Genomic DNA, 20,197 nt, shown 5'->3' with positions numbered 1-20,197 from the left:
TATACTTTTTAGTATTTTTTTATGTTAAAAGTTTTAATATAAAAAAATACTATCAAAGAAGCTAAGGAAAATAAATGAGTCTTCAAGATCAAGCTGCTTTTCTTTCAAATATCCATCCTTTTCAAGTTTTAACTCCAGCTCAAATGGACAAATGTATTAAACATATGGATATAGCATACTATCCTAAAAACTCCATTTTAATCAGTCCTGAAAAGATTTCAGATCATTTTTTTATAATTATAAAAGGTGCTGTTTATGAGTATTCTGCTGATAATATGGTAGTTATGGATTATCATCATGAAGACTCATTTGATTCAAATTCTTTAATATATGGAAAATGCAATAATACTTTTAAAGTACATGAAGAGTTAATTTGTTATGAATTAGAAAAAGATACTTTTTTAAAATTAATTGAACAAAACCAACAATTTAAAGACTATTTTTTAAAAGACTTAGTTAATAAAATTCAAACATTAAAAGATAAGGAATATACCTCTGAACTATCATCTTATATGATAGCAAAAGTGGATGATACTTTAATTCACGATGCTTGTATAGTTGATGAAAATACTAAATTATTGGATGCAATTGAACAATCAATGGAATTTAAAACTTCTACAATTATAGTTAAAAAAGAAAATGGCCAATATGGAATTATTACAGATTCACTTCTAAAAATTAAAGTACTTTTAGAAGGTAGAGATCTTAGCATTCCGGTTAAAGATATTGCTATATTTCCACTTCTTACTGTACATAATGATGATTATTTGTTTGAAGCATTAACTCTTTTAATTAAAAAAAATATTAAAAGAATTGGAGTAACTAATTCAAGAGGTGAAATGATTGGTATCTTAGAACAAATCAATATTCTTTCACATTTTGCGAATCATACATATGTAGTAGATTCAAAAATAAAAAAAGCTAAAAATATAGCTGATTTAAGATTTGCAAGTAAAGATTTATTAAATATAATAAAAAGCCTTCAAGCAAAAGGTGTAAAAGTAAATCATATTTCAAACTTAATTGGTCAATTAAATATAAAAGTCTATCAAAAACTTTATAACTTAGTTTTACCAGTAGAATTACAAAAAGGCGCTTGTTTAATAGTAATGGGAAGTGAAGGTAGAAATGAGCAAATAATAAAAACTGACCAAGATAACGCCCTTGTAGTAAAAGATGGAATAGATGTAGAACAATATAGACCTTATATGAATGAGATTACAAAACATCTAATTGATTTTGGATATCCTCCTTGTGAAGGTAATATTATGGTTTCAAATCCGTTTTGGTGTAAAACTGTAAGTGAATATAAAAACGAAACTAAAAGATGGATTGAAGCACCTGATATGCAAAACTATATGGATTTAGCAATATTCTTCGATTCTTTCGCAGTTGCAGGAGATAAGGATTTATTAATAAATTTAAAAGATGACTTATTTAATAAACTTCATGATAAAGATGTATTTATGGCATATTTTGCAAAAGCTACATTAACATTTGATACACCAAATACTATTGCTAATTTTATGACAAAATCTCATAATATAGATATAAAAAAAGCTGCTGTTTTTCCTATAGTTCAAGGAATTAGATCTTTAGCACTAAGAGAAAAAATAAGAGAAACAACTACAGTAAAAAGAATAAAAATATTAGAAGAAAAAAAGATTTTAGAAAGAAGTAAAGCTGCTGAATTGCTTGAAGCTTTTGATGTAGTAAATACGCTTAGATTAAAAGCTCAACTTGATGATATACAAGATAATAAAGAAGTAAATAACGAGATAGATACTCACACTTTAGGAAAGATAGAAAGAGACTTATTAAAAGATTCTTTTAAAATTGTTATTGAATTTAAAAAATTCATTAATTATACATTTAGAATAGATAAGATTTCATAATGTTTGAAACTTTCTTTAAAAACTGGAATAGAAAAAAATTAAAAGATAAAAAATATGATTTTTTATTTCATGAACCAACAGTAGATGAATATATATGCTTAGATTGTGAAACAAGTGGATTAAATCCAAGAAAAGATGAAATCTTATCAATAGGTGCTGTTCATATAAAAGGTAATAAAATCTTAATGCGAAAAACTTTTTATGTATTTGTAAAACCTTCAAAACATATTGCAGAAGAATCAATAAAAATTCATCAAATAAGACCAATTGATTTGGAAAATGGATTGGACCCACAAGATGCTATTTATCAATTATTAGATTTTATTGGCTCAAGACCTATCGTTGGATACTATATTAAATTCGATGTAGCGATTATTTCAAAATATACAAAAAAATTTATTGGTATTAAGTTACCAAATGAAACAATTGAAGTTTCATCAATGTATTATAAAACTAGAAAAAGATCAAGTGATTATGAATTTATAGATTTAAAATTTGATACTATTCTAAAAAATCTCAATATACCGGCACTTGGTAAGCATGATGCACTAAATGATGCAATAATGACTTCAATGATATTTTTAAAATTGAAAGATGTAACTCCTGCAAAAACTACATTTTATACAAATTAATCAAACTCAAATTGTTACAAAAAATAATAATTTTTTCTCTTTTATAATGAATTAAACCTCCTAAATTCACTCGTAAGTATAATTCTATTACAATGCTTTCCGATGTTTAAAAAATGCTATGTTATTGCAACTCTCGTGGCTTAACATTCCAATGTATTTTTTATTACAATTATTTTAGGAGGCAAACATGAATAATGATTTAGTACAAAAAATTAAATCTAATCCAAAGTATCAAGAATTGGTTTCAAAAAGAAGTTCATTTTCTTTAAAACTATCAATTTTTGTTTTAGCAATGTTTTATGCATACATTTTAGTTATTGCATTTAACAAAGATCTTTTGGCAACAAAATTAGGTGATGGGGTAATGACTGTAGCATTCCCAATTGGAGCAGCGATTATTGTTATTAGCTTTATTACAACATTAATTTATGTAAGAAGAGCAAATAGTGAATTTGAAGATTTAACAAATCAAATTAAAGAAGATGTAAAGGATGCTATATAATGTTTAAAATAATTACAATATTATCTTTAATTGCACTTGGTTTATTTGCTGCTGGAGATGCAACATTCTCAGGTAAAAGAGATTTAAATATTCCTGCAATTATAATGTTTTTCATTTTTATTGCTGGAACTTTAGGTATTACAAAATGGGCTGCAAGTAAAACAAAATCTGCTTCAGATTTTTATACAGCAGGTGGAGGAATCACAGGATTCCAAAATGGTATGGCTATTGCTGGAGACTATATGTCAGCAGCATCGTTCTTAGGTATTTCTGGAATGATTTATTTAAGTGGATATGATGGTTTAATTTATGCTGTTGGATTCCTTGTTGGTTGGCCTGTAATTTTATTCTTAATGGCTGAAAAATTAAGAAACTTAGGTAAATTTACATTTACAGATATTGCTGCATATAGATTAGATCAAACTAAAATTAGGATTTTAGCTGCATTTGGTTCTTTATCTGTTGTAACATTATATTTAATTGCTCAAATGGTTGGAGCTGGAAAATTAATTCAAATCTTATTTGGTATGGATTATGAATACGCTGTTATCTTAGTTGGAGCTATGATGGTTATTTATGTTACTTTTGGTGGTATGCTTGCAACTACTTGGGTACAAATTATCAAAGCTGTATTATTACTTTCAGGTGTTACTTTCATGGGTATGATGGTTTTAGCACACTTTAACTTCTCTTTTACAGATTTAGCAACTCAAGCTGTAGCAACTCATAGTAAAGGTCAAGCTATTATGGCTCCAGGTGGATTTATTACAGATCCTATTTCTGCTATTTCATTAGGTATGGCTTTAATGTTAGGAACTGCTGGTTTACCACATATCTTAATGAGATTCTTTACAGTTGGTAATGCTAAGGAAGCAAGAAAATCTGTTGTTTATGCAACTGGATTTATTGGTTACTTCTACTTAATTATTGCTGTTATTGGTTTAGGAGCTATTGTATTCTTAAATTCACCAGAAGGTGCTCAATACTATACAGATGGTAAATTAATCGGTGGTGGAAACATGGCTGCGATTCACTTATCACATGTTGTTGGTGGAGATATTTTCTTAGGATTTATTTCAGCTGTTGCATTTGCTACTATTTTAGCGGTTGTTTCTGGATTAACACTAGCAGGTGCTTCTGCAATATCTCATGATATTTATGCAATCGTGTTGAGAAAAGGTAAAGCTAGTGAAGAAGATGAAATTAAAGTTTCAAAAAGATCAGTTATCATTATTGGTGTTGTTGGAGTTATTTTAGGTATTGCTTTTGAAAAACAAAATATTGCATTCATGGTTGGTCTTGCATTTGCTATTGCTGCATCTGCTAACTTCCCAATTTTATTCCTTTCAATTTACTGGAAAAAATTAACAACTAGAGGTGCATTTATTGGTGGATTTATTGGTCTTATCACTGCAGTAGTTCTTGTAATTTTAAGTCCTACTATCTGGGTAGAAATCTTAGGAAATGCAGAAGCTATTTTCCCATATAAACACCCTGCATTATTCTCTGTATCTGCAGCATTTATTGGAATCTGGTTCTTCTCAATTACTGATAAATCAGCTCAAGCTCAAAATGAAATTGAAGCTTATGAAGCTCAAAATGTTAGAGCTGAAACTGGTATCGGTGCTGATGGAGCAGTTGATCACTAGGAATTTTACTAAAGTGAACTTTCACTTTAGTAACATCTGAATAATAATTCATTACTTTTTTATACATGTTTGATGGCTTTTTAGCTATCAAACATTATTTCTTAAATATTTCTTAACTTTATTTATTAAAATTAATAATTTATAATTATACTTTATGTTACAAATCTACAATTATCTACATAAATTATACATAATACCTTTAAAAAAAATCACATTTCTTAAATATTGAATGTATAATCAGTTACTTTTTTCCATTTGCTATTTAAATGCTACCATTTTAGTATTAGAAAAGCTTATATGAGAAATGATATAAAATCTTATAAATTTTTTATATCAAATTAAAAAAAGGAAGCACAATGAACGAAGAATTAGTAGAAAAAATTGAATCTAATCCAAAGTATAAAGAGTTAGTTTCAAAAAGAAATAGTCTAGGAATTAAACTAGGTATTTTCGTATTGGTTATGTTTTATGCGTATATTTTAGTTATTGCATTTAACAAAGAATTATTGGCTGCAAAAATTGGTGATGGCGTAACAACAATTGCATTTCCTATTGCATTAGCAATTTTAGTTATTAGTTTTATTACAACTTTAATTTATGTAAATAAAGCAAATGGTGAATTTGAGAATTTAACTAATGAAATTAAAAAAGATGTAAAGGATATGATGTAATGTTAAAAATATTAGCACTAATTACAATTTTTGCGCTAAGCGCATATGCTGCTGGTGATGCAACATTTGAAGCTGTAAAAAGAGATCTTAATATACCTGCGATTATTATGTTTTTCATTTTTATTGCTGGGACTTTAGGTATTACTTTTTGGGCTGCTAAAAAAACGAAATCTGCAAGTGATTTTTATACAGCAGGTGGAGGAATAACTGGTTTTCAAAATGGTTTAGCAATCGCTGGAGATTATATGTCAGCTGCTGCTTTCTTAGGAGTTTCTGGTCTTATTTATATGAAAGGTTACGATGGAGTTATCTACGCCGTTTCATTTTTAGTAGGATGGCCAATTATTTTATTCTTTATGGCAGAAAAATTAAGAAACTTGGGTAAATTTACATTTGCCGATATTGCTGCATATAGATTAGGACAAAAAGAGATTAGAACTTTAGCTGCATTTGGTTCTATATCAGTTGTAATTTTATATCTAATTGCTCAAATGGTTGGAGCTGGAAAATTAATTCAAGTTTTATTTGGTATGGAGTATGAATATGCTGTATTCATGGTTGGTGCCTTAATGATTATTTATGTTACTTTTGGTGGTATGCTTGCAACTACTTGGGTACAAATAATTAAAGCTTGTTTATTACTTTCAGGTGTTTCATTTATGGCTATTATGGTTTTATATCATTTTGATTTCTCATTTGAGTCTTTAGCTGCTAAAGCTGTTGAAAATCATAAATCAGGAGAATCAATTTTAAGTCCAGGTGGATTTATTACAGACCCTATTTCAGCAATATCTTTAGGAATGGCTTTAATGCTTGGAACTGCTGGTCTTCCTCATGTTTTAATGAGATTCTTTACTGTTGGTAATGCGAAAGAAGCTAGAAAATCAGTTGTTTATGCAACTGGATTTGTTGCATATTTTTGGGTAATTATTACTGTAGTTGGATTTGGTGCAATTGCATTTTTAAATTCTGCTGAAGGTGCTCAATATTTTGATCAAGCTAAGGCTTATATGGATGGTGGTGCATTATTTGGAGGAAGTAACATGGCTTCTGTTCACTTATCACATATGTTAGGTGGGAATGCATTCTTAGGATTTATTTCAGCAGTTGCTTTTGCTACTATTTTGGCAGTTGTTTCAGGATTAACACTAGCTGGTGCATCTGCAATATCACATGATATTTATGCAAATGTTATTAATCCAGATGCAAGTGATGAAAAAATTGTTAAAATTTCAAAAATTACTGTTATTTTAGTAGGTATCATTGGTGTTACTTTAGGAATTGCATTTGAATCACAAAATATTGCATATATGGTTGGGCTTGCATTTGGTATTGCTGCAAGTGCAAACTTCCCTATTTTATTCCTTTCTATTTACTGGAGTGGATTAACAACAAAAGGTGCATTTATTGGTGGATTTATGGGATTAATTACGGCTGTTACATTAGTAATCTTAGGACCAAATGTATGGGTTCAGATTTTAGGAAATGAAAAAGCAATTTTCCCTTATGCTCACCCTGCTATATTCTCTGTAACTGTTGCATTTGTTTCAATTTGGTTTTTCTCAAAACTAGATAATTCAGAAAGAGCTGCAAAAGAAAGACAATTATTTAGAGCTCAAAATATTAGAGCAAATACTGGTATTGGTGCAGCAGGAGCTGTTGACCATTAGTCAAACTTATCAAAGGATTTCATCCTTTGATAAATTATAATATATCTTTTTTTATTATATAAATTATATTTAATAATAATTAATTAACTTAATATTAAATATAATTTAGAATACCAATATAAAGAGTAACTATGAGTCTATTAGAACAAAAAGCATTTTTGTCATCTATTCATCCTTTTGAAAGTTTAAGTGCTACTCAACTTGATACTTTTGCAGAGAATATGGATATAGTTTATTTTAAAGAAAATGAAATAATCCAAAAACAAGGAAAAAATCCAGAATCTCTTTTTTTTATTTTAAAAGGACTTGTTCAAGAAAAGCAAGAAGAAGAAGTTTTATCAATTTATTCGAAAAATGAAATCTTTGACTCTATTTCTTTAATAGAAAATTATTCTAAAAATACATTTATTACAACAGAAGAAACTATTTGTTACAGTCTTCCAAGAAGTATTTTTATAAAAACATTACATGAAAATATTGACTTAGAAACTTATTTCTTTCAGTCTATATCTGAAAAATTAAATAACAATATTCACCATGAGAAGAATAAAGAAATGGCAAATATTATGATTGCCAAAGTAAAAGATGCAACTATTCATAAAGCTGTAATCATAGATGAAAATAAATCAATTTATGAAGCTGCAACTATTATAAAAAAAGAAAAAGTTCCTACAATTCTTTTAAAAGATAACAATAATGAAATGTTCATTATTACAGATTCTGATTTTAGACAAAAAGTAATTTTAAATAGAATGGATTTTGATGATAAAGTTATAAAAATTGCTACAAAGGGCTTAATTTATGTAAATGAAGATGATTTTTTATTTAATGCTCAATTAATCATGGCAAAACATGGTCTAAAAAGAGTTGTAGTCAAAAATGATAAAGATACTATTGTTGGTATTTTAGATCAAATCTCATTATCATCATTTTTCGCAACTAATACTTTTTCTGTTTCAAATAAAATTCAAAAAGCAGAAACTGTTGAAGAACTAAAAGAAGCATCCTTGTCATTTATAAAAATTATTAGATCATTAAATGCAAAAGGTGTAAAAATAGAATTTATTGCTAGATTAGTTAATCAATTAAATAAAAGACTTTTAGATAAGTTATATAAATTATTAGCACCTGAAGAATTATATACAAAATCATGTTTAATTGTAATGGGAAGTGAGGGAAGAGGCGAACAAATTCTAAAAACTGATCAAGACAATGCTTTGATAATAGAAGATGATTGCACAATTAGTAATGAAGACTTACAAAAGTTCACACATGACTTTACAGAAACCTTAGTAGATTTTGGCTTTCCTAGATGTGAAGGTAATATTATGGTTTCAAATCCTTATTGGTGTAGAAAAGAATCAGATTTTAAAAATCTGATTTATCAATGGGTAAATGAACCAAGTGGTGATAATTTTATGAATATCGCCATTTTTTATGATGCTGTTTGTGTTTCGGGAAGTATAGATTTAGTTATAAAATTAAAAGAATATTTATTTAAAGTTGCTGGAAATTCTCAAACATTTAATGCTCATTTTGCAAAAGTAATTAGTAGTTTTAATGTCCCTTTAGGTTTTTTTGATGGTTTTATTTTTAATAGTAAAGATGAAAAAAAGAAAAATGAAATAGATATTAAAAAAGGTGGTATTTTTATTATAGTTCAAGGAATAAGATCATTAAGTTTAGAGCATAAATTATTAAATACAAGTACAGCAAAAAGAATAGCAAAGTTAACTGAAATAAATGTACTAGATCCAGAACTTGCAAAAGAATTAACGATGGCATTTAATTTTTTAACAAATTTAAAATTAAAATCAAATCTAGATAAACTTGATAAAAAAATCGCTATTGATAATTATATAAATCCTGATAATTTAAATACAATGGAAAAAGATTTATTAAAAGATTCTTTTAAAATAGTGAGTAAATTAAAGAAGAAATTAGAATTCCACTTTAAGTTAAATTATGTTTAGAAATATAAAAAACTATTTTAATAAGAGAAATTTAAAAGACAAAAAATATTTATATCTATTTGATGAACCAAATAATGAAGAATATGTTTGTTTTGATTGTGAAACAACAGGGTTAGATCCAAAAAAAGATGACATAATTTCAATTGGTGCAGTTATAATAAAAAATAATACGATAGTTGCTAGTAAAAAATTTGTTAAATTTATAAAACCAAAAACAAAATTACAAGTTGAAGCAATTAAAGTGCATCATATCAGAGAATGTGATTTACAAGATGCGGAAGATATAAATAAAGTTATAAAAGAATTCTTAGAATTTATTGGAAGTAGAACACTTGTTGGATATTTTTTAGAGTTTGATATTGCAATGATAAATAAATATCTAAAACCTATATTAGGAATAAAACTTCCAAATAAAGCATTAGAAGTTTCAGCTATTTACTATGATTATAAAATTGAAAGAATCCCTCAAGGAAATATTGATCTAAGATTTAACACTATAATGAATGAACTTAAAATACCAAGTTTAGGAAAACATGATGCTTATAATGATGCAATTATGACTTCTATGATTTTTTTGAAATTAAAAAACTTACCAAAAGTGAAAATAAATTAAAATAAAGCTTCATCTGAAGTCATAAGATTTTTTACTAATAAAAAGGAAACTGTTACAAATTAGAGATTGAACTTAAAATTGAATTTATCTATCAATTTTCAAAGGAAATTTAGATTTAAGATTAACTATAATATTAGTTAAAATTTATATCAACAATTACAAAGGAAAATTAATGTTAGTATTTGTATTAAATGCAGGTTCATCTTCACTAAAATATCAACTTATCAATGCTAAAACAGCTGAACTAAAAGCTAGTGGATTAGTAGAAAGAATAGGAATTGATGGTATATTAAAACATGAAGTTGGAGAAAATAAGAAATTAACTTTTGAACTTCCAATTCCAACACATAAAGAAGCTATTGAACTAGTTTTAAGAATTTTAACAAATGATGAAACAAAAGTAATTGATTCAATAAAAGAAATTCAAGCAATTGGACATAGAATTGTTCATGGTGGAGAATTTTTCAAAGAATCTACAATAGTTACTCCTGATGTTATTGAAAAAATTGAGCAATTAATTCCTCTTGCACCATTACATAATCCTGCTAATATCATGGGAATAAAAATCTGCCAAGAATTAATGCCAAAAATTCCAAATGTAGCTGTATTTGATACGGCATTTCATCAAACTATGCCAAAAGAAAACTTCTTATATGCAGTTCCTTATGCAGATTATACAGAACATCATTTAAGAAAATATGGATTCCATGGAACTTCTCATTATTATGTATCAAATGAAATGGTTAAGATTTTAAATAAAAAAGATTCAAAAATTATTGTTTGTCACTTAGGAAATGGATCATCAGTTTGTGCTGTACGAGATGGAAAATCAATAAGTACTTCAATGGGATTAACTCCACTTGAAGGCCTAATTATGGGAACAAGAGCTGGAGATATAGATGCAGGTGTAATTCCTTATTTAATGGAGAAAAAAAATCTAACTTCAAATCAAATTCTAGATTATTTAAATAAAAAATCTGGAATTTTAGGAGTTTCTGGAATTAGTTCTGATTTAAGAGAAGTAATCAAAGCTTCAAAAGATGGAGATATTAGATCTAAAATAACTATTGAAATGTTATGCAATAGAATTAAAAAATATTTATGTTCATATGCTGGATTAATGGGTGGAGTTGATGCTATTTGTTTTACAGCAGGAATTGGAGAAAATTCTGATTTAATTAGAGAAAAAGTTTGTAATGGACTTGAATTCATGGGAATAGAATTAGATGCTGATAAAAATAAAATTAGAGAAAAAGGTAATAGAGAAATAAGTAAAAAATCTTCTAGAACTAAAATCTATGTTATTCCAACAAATGAAGAATTAGTTATTGCTAAAGATACTTATGCTTTAACAAAAACCAAGTAATTTGTTACAAATTAGAAAATAATTAAAAAATTGTGGATGATGTACTATTTTTGTACATTATCTATCAATTGAACTACTTTAAAACTAAACAGCCACGTTGACTTATCATCTTTTATACTATATTTTAATATTTCACTCTTTTTTCTTTTTTTAATGTACTATTTTTGAAAAATTGCTATTTTATTGCTATGTTTCTCTTTTATAATATTTCTACAAAAACTTCAAAAGTAGAAAGGATAACTCACATGGGTTTAATTGAAAATATCAAAGTAAAAGCCAAATTACAACTAAGAACAATTGTTCTTCCAGAGCCAGAAGATGAAAGAGTTTTAAAAGCTACACAACAAGTATTAGAAGAAAAAACTGCAAAAGTTATTTTAATCGGTAATGTTGAAACTATTAAAGCGGATGCTGCTAAGTGTGGTGCAAATATCGAAGGAGCAACAATTGTTGATCCTAAGAATTTTGATAATATAGATAAATACATTGATGAGTTAGTAGAACTTAGAAAAACTAAAAATCTATCAAGAGAAGAAGCTACAGAAATTATGACTACTGAACCTAGATTTTTTGGTTGTATGATGGTAAGACTAGGAGATGCAGACGGTTTAGTTGCAGGTTCTAACTCACCAACAGCTGATGTTTTAAAAGCTGCTATCCATGTTATTAAAACTGCTCCTGGTATTAATACTGTTTCTTCTACATTTATTATGGAAACAGCTGATGGTAAATTTGGAGACAATGGATTAATTTTATTTGCAGATTGTGCTGTAATTCCTGAACCAAATGCTGAGCAATTAGCAGATATTGCATGCGCAACAGCTGCAACTGCTGCAAGTGTAGTTGGACTTGAGCCAAGAGTTGCAATGTTATCATTTTCTACAAAAGGAAGTGCAAAACATCCATTAGTTGATAAAGTTCAATATGCATGTGAAATATTAGATGAAAGAAATGTAGATTTCTCATTTGATGGAGAATTACAAGCAGATGCTGCAATTGTTGAAGCTATTGGAGCTAAAAAAGCACCAGGTTCAAAAGTAGCGGGGCATGCGAATATTTTAGTATTCCCTGATTTACAATCTGGAAATATTGGATATAAATTAGTTCAAAGATTCGCAGGAGCAGAAGCTCATGGACCAATCGTTCAAGGATTAAATCAACCTGTTAATGACTTATCAAGAGGTTGTTCAGTAGAAGATATCGCAAACTTAGTTGCAATTACAGCAACTCAAATCAAATAATTAAATTCAAAAAAGGAAGTAATATATGTTAGTATTTATTTTAAACGCAGGAAGCTCATCTTTAAAGTATCAATTAATGAACCCAGTTTCAAAAGAGGTTTTAGCTACAGGTCTTTGTGAAAGAATCGGAATTGATGGTGTTTTAAAACATGAATTTACTGATGGTAAGAAATTAACTTTAGATGTTTCGATGCCTACGCATAAAGAAGCAATTGAATTAGTATTAAAAACATTAGTTGAGGGAGAAGGTAAAGTAATCAACTCTATTGATAATATTGATGCAGTTGGACATAGAGCTGTTCATGGTGGAGAAGAATTTGCATCTTCTGTTATGGTAACTCCTAAAGTTATTGAAACTATGAAAAAACTTATTCCATTAGCACCTTTACATAACCCTGCAAATATTATGGGAATGGAAATTTGTCAAGATTTAATGCCAGGTAAACCAAATGTAGCTGTATTTGATACTGCATTCCACCAAACAATGCCTGATTATGCTTATATGTATGCATTACCTTATGATCAATATACTAAACATGGTATTAGAAAATATGGATTCCACGGAACTTCACACTTCTTTGTTTCAAATGAAGCAAGAGGAATGTTAGATAAAAAACACAATACTAGAATTATTGTTTGTCACTTAGGAAATGGTTCATCAGTATCTGCTGTTCTAAATGGTAAATGTATTGATACCTCTATGGGACTAACTCCTGTTCAAGGTTTAATGATGGGGACTAGAGCCGGAGATGTTGGAGCGGGAGCTATTTCTTATATGATGACTCAAGAAGGAATGACTATTGATCAAACTCTTGATGTTATGAATAAAAAATCTGGTATCTTAGGAATTTCTGGAAAATCATCTGATTTAAGAGAAGTTTTACAAGGAATGCAAGATGGTGATGACAGATGTAGACTAGCTGTTGAAATGGTTGCGTATAACATCAAAAAATATGTTGGAGCTTATGTTGCTGCACTTGATGGCGTTGATGCATTATGTTTCACAGGTGGGATTGGTGAGAATTCATCATTAATTAGAGAAATTGTTTGTGCTGGTCTTGATGGTATGGGATTAAATATAGATCCAACTAAAAATAACAAAAGATCAGGTAAGCCAAGAGATATTGCTACAAATAGTTCAACTGCTAGAATCTTTGTTATTCCTACAAATGAAGAGTATGTTATTGCTAATGATACTTATAAAATCGTTTCAGGACTTGAGAAATAATTTCATAAAATTATTTCAAATAAAAAAGGGAGAAGATTTTATCTTCTCCCTTTTTTTATATACTGTATTCTTATATTTCTTATTTAATATTAATATGCTTTTAATCCAGTAACAAAACTCATACTAACATTTGAAATTGTTTCACTAACTAATCTATCCATAAATTTATCAAACTTATCCTCTTTTTTCCAAATAGGATTCTCAACTTTTGATAAAATAGCTAATTCATTTTGTGCAAAAGATATTGTTGCAACCTCATCTACTAAACCAACCTCTTTTGCTTGTTTTGATGTAAATATTTTTGCATCAGCAAATTGTGTATGATTTTTAATGTCAAGGTTTCTAGCAAAAGCAACGTCTTGAATAAACATATTATATGTATCATCAATTACACTTTGAAGTTGCTTCTCTTCAAAATCAGTCCATTTTCTAGTTGGTGTTCCTGATTCTTTGAATTTTCCAGCTTTTACAGTTTGTGTTGATACTCCTATTTTACTCATTAACTCTTCAGCATTAACACCTTGCATAATAACACCAATTGATCCCACCATACTTCCAGGGTTTGCAATAATCTTATTTGCCCAAATAGAAGCATAATAAGAGCCACTAGCAATCACTCCACTTGCATATACAACAACTGGCTTAATTTCTTTTAGTTCTTTAATAGCATATGCTAATTCAACAGAAGGAGCAACTGCACCTCCTGGAGAATTTACAACTAGCATAATACCTTTTATGTTTTTATCAAGTTTAGCTTTTTCAATATCTTCTAATGTTTTACTAACATCCATTATTGGACCACTTAACTCTATTTTTTGTAAATTAGCAAAACTATTTGTATCTGTTAAACCTTCATTTGTATCAACCAAAATAAAATACATAATTGTTAAAAAAACTATTGTTTTAAAATATTTAGTTATAAAATCTAAAATTGCTATTACAGGTGAAAATAGTATTCTAAAAAAATTAAACAAACTCTCCTCCTATTATTGTTTTATCTACAAATTTAGTATGCAAAATAATTTGCATTGCTAAATCTTCTTTCTCTTCTATCTCATCAGGTAAAGTAAGTGCTATGATATCAGCATCTAATCCTTCAGCTAATGAGCCTTTATTTAATCCTAATGCCCTACTTCCATTAATAGTTGCTGCTTTTAATAAAACATTTGAAAACTCTAAAATATTTTTATCATAATGAGTCATTAAAACATTTCTTAACTCATCAAACATAGATAAAGAGTTATTTGAACTAAGGCCATCTGTTCCTATAGTAAAAGGAATATCTTTTAGTTTTTCTAAATCTAATTTTGTATTATTTAAAAGTCTATTTGAAGTAACACAGTGATTAACACTAGCACCCAATGATTTAATTTTCTCAAAATCATCAGAACTAGCTTCAACACAATGAGTAAATGATAAATTTTTAATATTTGAAAAAAGATTTAAAAACTCCATAGGTTTTGTTACTGATTGTTCTTGTCCTAAAAAATTCTTAAAAAATTCAACAAAAGCTCCTTCATCTTTGTGAAGCCATTCAAACTCTTCACGTGATTCTAAAAAATGTGAAGTAACAGGAAGGTTTTCTTCCCTTGCTAATTTTAAAGTTTCTCTTACTAAAAAAGGATGTACTGAATATGGTGAATGAATAGCAATAGCTGGTATAAAATTTGCAGATTTATATTTTTTTGCAATATTTAATCTATCTTTGAAATCAGCAAATAAAGTATCAATCATATCACCTTTGGTTCCAATAACTTCACAAAAAAATACTTTATTTAAAGGAGATTTTACACAAGCATCTAAATCAAATGAATAAGAAGAAATAGCTCCAATAGTTGTAGTTCCTGTTCTTTTCATCTTACTTAGTTTTGATAATATTAATTTAGTATTTGCTTTAGATATTAAATCTTCTCTATGTTTTATAACAGAATTTAGCCATGAATAAAAATTTCCATATTTTAAAGTTGTGGTGTTTCCAGAAAATTCTAAATGAATATGAGAGTTTATTAGACCTGGCATTAAAACTGAATTTTTTGCTAGTTTTTCTATTTCAATATTTGGATATTTTTTTTCTATATTATTAAGTGTATCTACTTCTTGAATTTTATCAGTAAAAACAACAGCACCATTTTGAATGATACTATTATTTTCATCACAAATCACAAGCCAATCTGCGCTTATTATTTTCATAAAGTAAGTTAATTACTCTGCAGTTTGTTGAGCGTTAGTAACAGCTTTAATTTCAGAAACAATTTGCATTAATGCAATTAATCCCATATGATAACCAAATGGTCCAAATCCTGAAATCACACCTGTTGAAGCCCCAGCAGTAATTGATTTTTGTCTAAATTCTTCTCTTTTATAAATATTTGAAATATGAACTTCAACAACTGGCATTGCAACTGCACTTAATGCATCTTTAATTGCGATTGATGTGTGTGAATAAGCAGCTGGATTAATCATAATTCCATCAACAGTTCCTAAACATTCTTGAATTCTATCTACAATTTCACCTTCTAGATTTGATTGAAAAAACTCTACTTCTACACCATTTTGTGAAGCTGCACCTTTTAGTTGTTCGTGAATTTGATCAAGACTCATAGGACCGTAAATGTGTTGTTCTCTTATTCCTAGCATATTTAAGTTTGGCCCTTGAATTACGGCAATTTTCATATTATATTCCTTTTATAAATTTTAGGTAAGATTATAATTAAATTTATGTTAAACAATACCAAATCGAAGGCTTTTAATGAAAAACTTTATACTTAGAGATGAAAATGCAATATATTACGAGTGCAAATTTTCTTGTGATAACGTAATATATTTAAATTTAAGTGATGAAAAATATTTTATAACAGATGCTAGATATACAACTGAAGCAAAAGAGTATGCAAAAAAATGCGAAATTATAGAATCTTCAAATCTAATAGATACGGCAAAAGAGATTTTAAAAAAGAATAAAATAAAAAAACTAATGTTTGATCCAAATGATTTTACATATGCTGCATATACAAATATAAGTGAAAATCTAAAAACACAATTTATTCCAAAAGCAAATTTTTCTAAATTAAAAAGAATTATCAAAAGTGATAAAGAAATAGTTCTACTAAAAAAAGCAGCAATCAAAGGTAGAGAAGGATTTAAAGAGTTAGCAAAGTTTATTAGAAAAAATGGATTTAATCAAAGTGAAGAATTTTTATATTTTAAAGCTTTTGAAAAAATGACTCATACAGGTAAATTAGATATCTCTTTTGAACCTATTATTGCAATTAATGAAAATGCAGCTAAACCTCATGCTCTTCCAACATCTAAAAAATTAAAATTAAATGATTTATTACTTGTGGATGCTGGAATAAAATATAAAAGATATTGTTCAGATAGAACTTGTACAAGTGCTGTTGATTTTGAAAAATTCTCTTTTAAAAGAGAGCAAAAATTCAAAAATGATAAACATCAAAAAATCTATGATATTGTTTTAAAAGCTCAATTAAATGCTATTGAAAAAGCAAGAGTTGGAATGAAAGCTTCTGAAATTGATAAATTAACTAGAGATGTTATAGAAAAAGCTGGTTTTGGAAAATATTTTATTCACAGCACTGGTCATGGTGTTGGTCTTGATATTCATGAATTTCCAAATATCAATTCAAAATCTGATGTAATTATTGAAGATAATATGGTATTTACAATAGAACCAGGTATTTATTTACCAAATGAATTTGGTGTTAGAATTGAAGATACAGTTGTTATGCAAGATGGAAAAGCTGTAATACTTTAAATGAAAAAATATAGAAAAATAGAACTTGAGTAAAAAATCAAGTTTTATTTTTTACTAAAAAAGAGAAAAATTTGAAAAAAAAATTAACACAAAATCTAACACTTTTTTATACTTCTAATTATCCTAAAAAATTCAATAGCACTTCAAATAAGAAATATTCTGTAACAATAGGAATTGGGGGAAATATTGGAAATACAAAAAAAATATTTGATAAATTAATCTTATGTTTAAAAAAAGATTCAAGATTTACTTTACTTATGACTTCACCATTATTACAAAATCCCCCTTTTGGTTTTTTAGAACAAAGTGATTTTTTAAATGGTATAATCGCACTTAAAACTAATCTAGCCCCTAATGAATTTTTAAAAAATATGCAGAGGTTAGAAAAAAGATTTGGAAGAAAGCGATCCTTTCAAGATGCGCCTAGAACTCTAGATATAGATATCATATTTTTTAATAATAAAAAAATAAATACGAAGGACCTAATAGTTCCTCATAAAGATTGGGCAAATAGAGAATCAGTGATTATTCCTTTAATAGAGATGAAAAGGATAAATAAATGAAAAAAAAAGTAGTTGTTGGAATGTCAGGTGGAGTTGATTCATCTGTTACTGCACTTTTATTAAAACAACAAGGCTATGATGTAGTAGGCTTATTCATGCGAAATTGGGAGTATGGAATAAAAGGTAGCCAATGTCCTAACCGTATAGAGTTTGAAGATGCTAAAAAAGTTGGTGAACTTATAGGAATAGAGGTAATTGGTAAAGACTTTGTTGAAGAATACAGAACAAAAGTATTTGATGTATTTTTAGAAGGTTTAAAAAAAGGTCTTACTCCAAATCCAGATATTTTATGTAATCGTGAAATCAAATTTAATGTATTTTTGAATGAAGCAAAGAAAATGGGTGCAGATATGATTGCAACTGGTCATTATGCCAAAATAGCTTTTTATAAAGATCATTATGTACTTGACACTCCAAAAGACAATTCAAAAGATCAAAGTTATTTTTTACACGCACTATCAAGTGAACAACTATCTCATGCTATGTTTCCTCTTGGAGATTTAACTAAAAAAGAAGTTAGAGAAATAGCAAGAGAGCACAATCTTCCAGTTAGTGATAAAAAAGATAGTACAGGAATTTGTTTTATAGGTAACCAAAGATTTGATGATTTTATTACACAACATTTAAAAGCAATTCCAGGTGATATTATTGATGAAAATGGAAAAGTATTAGGAAAACACAAAGGTCTTATTTGTTATACCTTAGGTCAAAGAAAAGGTATTGGTCTTGGTGGAATAAAAGAGACTGAATCAGCTAATCGTACTCATAAGCCATGGTTTTCAGCAAAAAAAAATATGGAAGATAATACATTAACAGTTGTTCAAGATACAAATCACCCATTACTTATGAGTCAAAAGGTTGAAGCTACTCATATGCACTGGGTATTAGATGAAGCACCTAAGGTTGGTGACAAATTAATGGCCCAAGTACGTTATCGACAGCAAAAGCAAGCTTGCACCATAATAGAAGCAAATGAGCATAGAGTTTTAGTTGAATTTGACAAGCCTCAAAGAGCTGTGACTTTGGGACAAAGTCTTGTTTTATACGATGGTGTTTATTGTCTAGGTGGGGGATTTATAAGTAATTATAATTAGAAATACCATTTTAATTTACTTAAAATAAGCCTTACTTATAGAAGAAAAAGTATTTTAAATGATATAATCACGCTATATACTAATCTCTTCCTAATAAGTTTTAAAAAATATGAAGAGATTAGAAGTTAGATACGGAAGAAAGCGATCCTTTCAAGATGCGCCTAAAACCTTGGATATAAATATAATATTTTTTGATAATAAAAAATAAATGCAGAAAATTTAATTATTCCACATAAAAATTGGGCAAGTAGAGAGTCAGTGATTATTCCTTTAAAAAGGATGTAATAATGGATAAAAAAGTAATGGTAGGAATGAGCGGTGGAATTGATTCATCAGTAACTGCTTATATGCTACAAAAAGAAGGATATGAAGTTGAAGGCGTTTATCTAAAACTTCATAATAGAACAGATGGTTATCACGAAAAAAATTTAGGTCACATAGAAGATGTAGCTAAATTCTTAAATATCAAATATCACATTCTAGATTTAGCAGATAAATTTACAGCAGAAATTTATGACTACTTTGTTGAATCATACTTAGAAGGCACAACTCCTAATCCATGTGTAAAATGTAACAAACAAATAAAATTTGGAGCTATGTTAAAATTTGCTCAAGATAATGGATGTAACTATTTAGCAACAGGACACTATGCAAAAACTGATGGTAAATTTTTCTATGAAGCTGATGATAAAACAAAAGATCAAAGCTACTTCTTATCACAAGTTGATAAAGAAGCCCTTCCTTTTATGATGTTTCCACTTAGTACTTATAAAAAAGAGGATATTGTTAGACTTGGAGCTGAACTTGATTCTGCTTACAAAAGAATTACAGAAAAAAATGAATCACAAGAAATATGTTTTGTCGAAACTGTTTATACTGATGTTATAAAAAGACATTCAAATATAGATATGCCAGGACGTGTTCTTGATGAAGAAGGAAATATTGTAGGAGAGCATAAAGGTTATGCACACTATACAATAGGAAAAAGAAGAGGATTTACAGTTCATGGAGCTCATGAGCCTCACTTTGTTACAAAATTAAATCCAAAAGACAATACTATTGTTGTTGGGGAAAAAGAAGCATTAGAAGTAAATGAAGTAATTGGAATCAATTTAAATATGTTTATTGATGATATTGATTTTAATTGTACTGTAAAACTAAGATATAGATCAACTTCAACACCATGTCATGTAAAAATTGAAAATGAAAAAGCTTATATAACTCTAAAAGAACCTGCATTTGGAGTTGCGGCTGGTCAATTAGCTGTATTTTATGATGGTCAAAAAGTGGTTGGAAGTGCTTGGATAGAAAGTACTAAATAAATT

The 20,197-nt window shown here is 28.0% G+C and carries 18 protein-coding genes; 15 read left to right on the top strand and 3 right to left on the bottom strand.

What is annotated here, in order from left to right:
• Positions 1–74: 74 nt before the first annotated feature.
• The 11 genes from AACT_RS03815 (at position 75) to AACT_RS03765 (ending at position 13,440) form a co-directional block, all read left to right on the top strand.
• Positions 75–1,895 carry a DUF294 nucleotidyltransferase-like domain-containing protein gene (locus tag AACT_RS03815; RefSeq protein WP_172125121.1) on the top strand — a complete coding sequence of 607 codons (1,821 nt, stop codon included), beginning with the start codon at positions 75–77 and terminating at the stop codon, positions 1,893–1,895.
• A complete protein-coding gene (locus AACT_RS03810; protein ID WP_172125119.1) occupies positions 1,895–2,527 on the top strand; it encodes a 3'-5' exonuclease in 633 nt (210 codons plus the stop codon). The genes AACT_RS03815 and AACT_RS03810 overlap by 1 nt, the downstream gene beginning before the upstream one ends.
• Positions 2,528–2,714: 187 nt before the next feature.
• Entirely contained in the window at positions 2,715–3,029 is a 315-nt protein-coding gene (locus tag AACT_RS03805) for a DUF485 domain-containing protein (RefSeq protein ID WP_172125117.1), read from the top strand.
• On the top strand, positions 3,029–4,678 hold the full coding sequence (locus AACT_RS03800; protein ID WP_172125115.1) for a cation acetate symporter: 1,650 nt from the start codon (positions 3,029–3,031) through the stop codon (positions 4,676–4,678). The genes AACT_RS03805 and AACT_RS03800 overlap by 1 nt, the downstream gene beginning before the upstream one ends.
• 356 nt (positions 4,679–5,034) lie before the next feature.
• Entirely contained in the window at positions 5,035–5,349 is a 315-nt protein-coding gene (locus tag AACT_RS03795; protein WP_172125113.1) for a DUF485 domain-containing protein, read from the top strand.
• On the top strand, positions 5,349–7,019 hold the full coding sequence (locus tag AACT_RS03790) for a cation acetate symporter (RefSeq protein WP_172125111.1): 1,671 nt from the start codon (positions 5,349–5,351) through the stop codon (positions 7,017–7,019). The genes AACT_RS03795 and AACT_RS03790 overlap by 1 nt, the downstream gene beginning before the upstream one ends.
• A 131-nt stretch (positions 7,020–7,150) precedes the next feature.
• Positions 7,151–8,992 (top strand): putative nucleotidyltransferase substrate binding domain-containing protein, encoded by a 1,842-nt coding sequence (locus tag AACT_RS03785; protein ID WP_172125109.1) that lies wholly within the window; start codon positions 7,151–7,153, stop codon positions 8,990–8,992.
• The gene (locus AACT_RS03780) at positions 8,985–9,605 is read left to right on the top strand and encodes a 3'-5' exonuclease (protein ID WP_172125107.1); all 621 of its coding nucleotides are present in this window, start codon (positions 8,985–8,987) and stop codon (positions 9,603–9,605) included. The genes AACT_RS03785 and AACT_RS03780 overlap by 8 nt, the downstream gene beginning before the upstream one ends.
• Positions 9,606–9,777: 172 nt before the next feature.
• On the top strand, positions 9,778–10,971 hold the full coding sequence (locus AACT_RS03775) for an acetate/propionate family kinase (protein ID WP_172125105.1): 1,194 nt from the start codon (positions 9,778–9,780) through the stop codon (positions 10,969–10,971).
• A 245-nt stretch (positions 10,972–11,216) separates the two neighbouring features.
• Positions 11,217–12,212: a phosphate acetyltransferase gene (gene pta / locus AACT_RS03770; protein ID WP_172125103.1), complete on the top strand. Its 996-nt coding sequence runs from the start codon at positions 11,217–11,219 to the stop codon at positions 12,210–12,212.
• 25 nt (positions 12,213–12,237) lie between these two features.
• The gene (locus AACT_RS03765) at positions 12,238–13,440 is read left to right on the top strand and encodes an acetate/propionate family kinase (protein WP_172125101.1); all 1,203 of its coding nucleotides are present in this window, start codon (positions 12,238–12,240) and stop codon (positions 13,438–13,440) included.
• An 89-nt stretch (positions 13,441–13,529) separates the two neighbouring features.
• Here AACT_RS03765 and sppA read toward each other — a convergent pair whose 3' ends face one another.
• The 3 genes from sppA to aroQ are packed head-to-tail and all read right to left on the bottom strand — an operon-like array spanning position 13,530 to position 16,113.
• Positions 13,530–14,414 carry a signal peptide peptidase SppA gene (gene sppA / locus AACT_RS03760; protein ID WP_172125099.1) on the bottom strand — a complete coding sequence of 295 codons (885 nt, stop codon included), beginning with the start codon at positions 14,412–14,414 and terminating at the stop codon, positions 13,530–13,532.
• The gene (mqnF, locus tag AACT_RS03755) at positions 14,407–15,630 is read right to left on the bottom strand and encodes an aminofutalosine deaminase family hydrolase (protein WP_172125097.1); all 1,224 of its coding nucleotides are present in this window, start codon (positions 15,628–15,630) and stop codon (positions 14,407–14,409) included. Before mqnF ends, sppA begins: the two co-directional genes overlap by 8 nt.
• Positions 15,631–15,642: 12 nt before the next feature.
• Entirely contained in the window at positions 15,643–16,113 is a 471-nt protein-coding gene (gene aroQ, locus AACT_RS03750) for a type II 3-dehydroquinate dehydratase (RefSeq protein ID WP_172125095.1), read from the bottom strand.
• Positions 16,114–16,189: 76 nt separating this feature from the next.
• On the opposite strand from aroQ, the gene AACT_RS03745 reads away from it, so the two are divergent.
• The 4 genes from AACT_RS03745 (at position 16,190) to mnmA (AACT_RS03730) (ending at position 20,194) form a co-directional block, all read left to right on the top strand.
• Positions 16,190–17,215: a M24 family metallopeptidase gene (locus tag AACT_RS03745; RefSeq protein ID WP_172125093.1), complete on the top strand. Its 1,026-nt coding sequence runs from the start codon at positions 16,190–16,192 to the stop codon at positions 17,213–17,215.
• Between the two features lie 71 nt (positions 17,216–17,286).
• Positions 17,287–17,778, top strand: a complete 492-nt coding sequence (gene folK, locus AACT_RS03740; protein WP_172125091.1) for a 2-amino-4-hydroxy-6-hydroxymethyldihydropteridine diphosphokinase — start codon at positions 17,287–17,289, stop codon at positions 17,776–17,778.
• Entirely contained in the window at positions 17,775–18,872 is a 1,098-nt protein-coding gene (gene mnmA, locus AACT_RS03735; RefSeq protein ID WP_172125089.1) for a tRNA 2-thiouridine(34) synthase MnmA, read from the top strand. The genes folK and mnmA (AACT_RS03735) overlap by 4 nt, the downstream gene beginning before the upstream one ends.
• A gap of 287 nt (positions 18,873–19,159) precedes the next feature.
• On the top strand, positions 19,160–20,194 hold the full coding sequence (mnmA, locus tag AACT_RS03730) for a tRNA 2-thiouridine(34) synthase MnmA (RefSeq protein WP_172125087.1): 1,035 nt from the start codon (positions 19,160–19,162) through the stop codon (positions 20,192–20,194).
• The last annotated feature ends 3 nt before the right edge of the window (positions 20,195–20,197 follow it).

The organism is Arcobacter acticola, from assembly GCF_013177675.1.
GTDB classification, from domain to species: Bacteria; Campylobacterota; Campylobacteria; order Campylobacterales; family Arcobacteraceae; genus Aliarcobacter; species Aliarcobacter acticola.
This window is presented reverse-complemented; position numbering and strand designations above follow the sequence as displayed.

What these genes read in the sequence shown, in the direction of transcription:
- AACT_RS03815 (WP_172125121.1), top strand. Translation starts at nt 75, where the DNA reads ATGAGTCTTCAAGATCAAGCTGCTTTTCTTTCAAATATCCATCCTTTT.
- AACT_RS03810 (WP_172125119.1), top strand. Translation starts at nt 1,895, where the DNA reads ATGTTTGAAACTTTCTTTAAAAACTGGAATAGAAAAAAATTAAAAGAT.
- AACT_RS03805 (WP_172125117.1), top strand. Translation starts at nt 2,715, where the DNA reads ATGAATAATGATTTAGTACAAAAAATTAAATCTAATCCAAAGTATCAA.
- AACT_RS03800 (WP_172125115.1), top strand. Translation starts at nt 3,029, where the DNA reads ATGTTTAAAATAATTACAATATTATCTTTAATTGCACTTGGTTTATTT.
- AACT_RS03795 (WP_172125113.1), top strand. Translation starts at nt 5,035, where the DNA reads ATGAACGAAGAATTAGTAGAAAAAATTGAATCTAATCCAAAGTATAAA.
- AACT_RS03790 (WP_172125111.1), top strand. Translation starts at nt 5,349, where the DNA reads ATGTTAAAAATATTAGCACTAATTACAATTTTTGCGCTAAGCGCATAT.
- AACT_RS03785 (WP_172125109.1), top strand. Translation starts at nt 7,151, where the DNA reads ATGAGTCTATTAGAACAAAAAGCATTTTTGTCATCTATTCATCCTTTT.
- AACT_RS03780 (WP_172125107.1), top strand. Translation starts at nt 8,985, where the DNA reads ATGTTTAGAAATATAAAAAACTATTTTAATAAGAGAAATTTAAAAGAC.
- AACT_RS03775 (WP_172125105.1), top strand. Translation starts at nt 9,778, where the DNA reads ATGTTAGTATTTGTATTAAATGCAGGTTCATCTTCACTAAAATATCAA.
- pta (WP_172125103.1), top strand. Translation starts at nt 11,217, where the DNA reads ATGGGTTTAATTGAAAATATCAAAGTAAAAGCCAAATTACAACTAAGA.
- AACT_RS03765 (WP_172125101.1), top strand. Translation starts at nt 12,238, where the DNA reads ATGTTAGTATTTATTTTAAACGCAGGAAGCTCATCTTTAAAGTATCAA.
- mqnF (WP_172125097.1), bottom strand. Translation starts at nt 15,630, where the DNA reads ATGAAAATAATAAGCGCAGATTGGCTTGTGATTTGTGATGAAAATAAT.
- aroQ (WP_172125095.1), bottom strand. Translation starts at nt 16,113, where the DNA reads ATGAAAATTGCCGTAATTCAAGGGCCAAACTTAAATATGCTAGGAATA.
- AACT_RS03745 (WP_172125093.1), top strand. Translation starts at nt 16,190, where the DNA reads ATGAAAAACTTTATACTTAGAGATGAAAATGCAATATATTACGAGTGC.
- mnmA (WP_172125089.1), top strand. Translation starts at nt 17,775, where the DNA reads ATGAAAAAAAAAGTAGTTGTTGGAATGTCAGGTGGAGTTGATTCATCT.
- mnmA (WP_172125087.1), top strand. Translation starts at nt 19,160, where the DNA reads ATGGATAAAAAAGTAATGGTAGGAATGAGCGGTGGAATTGATTCATCA.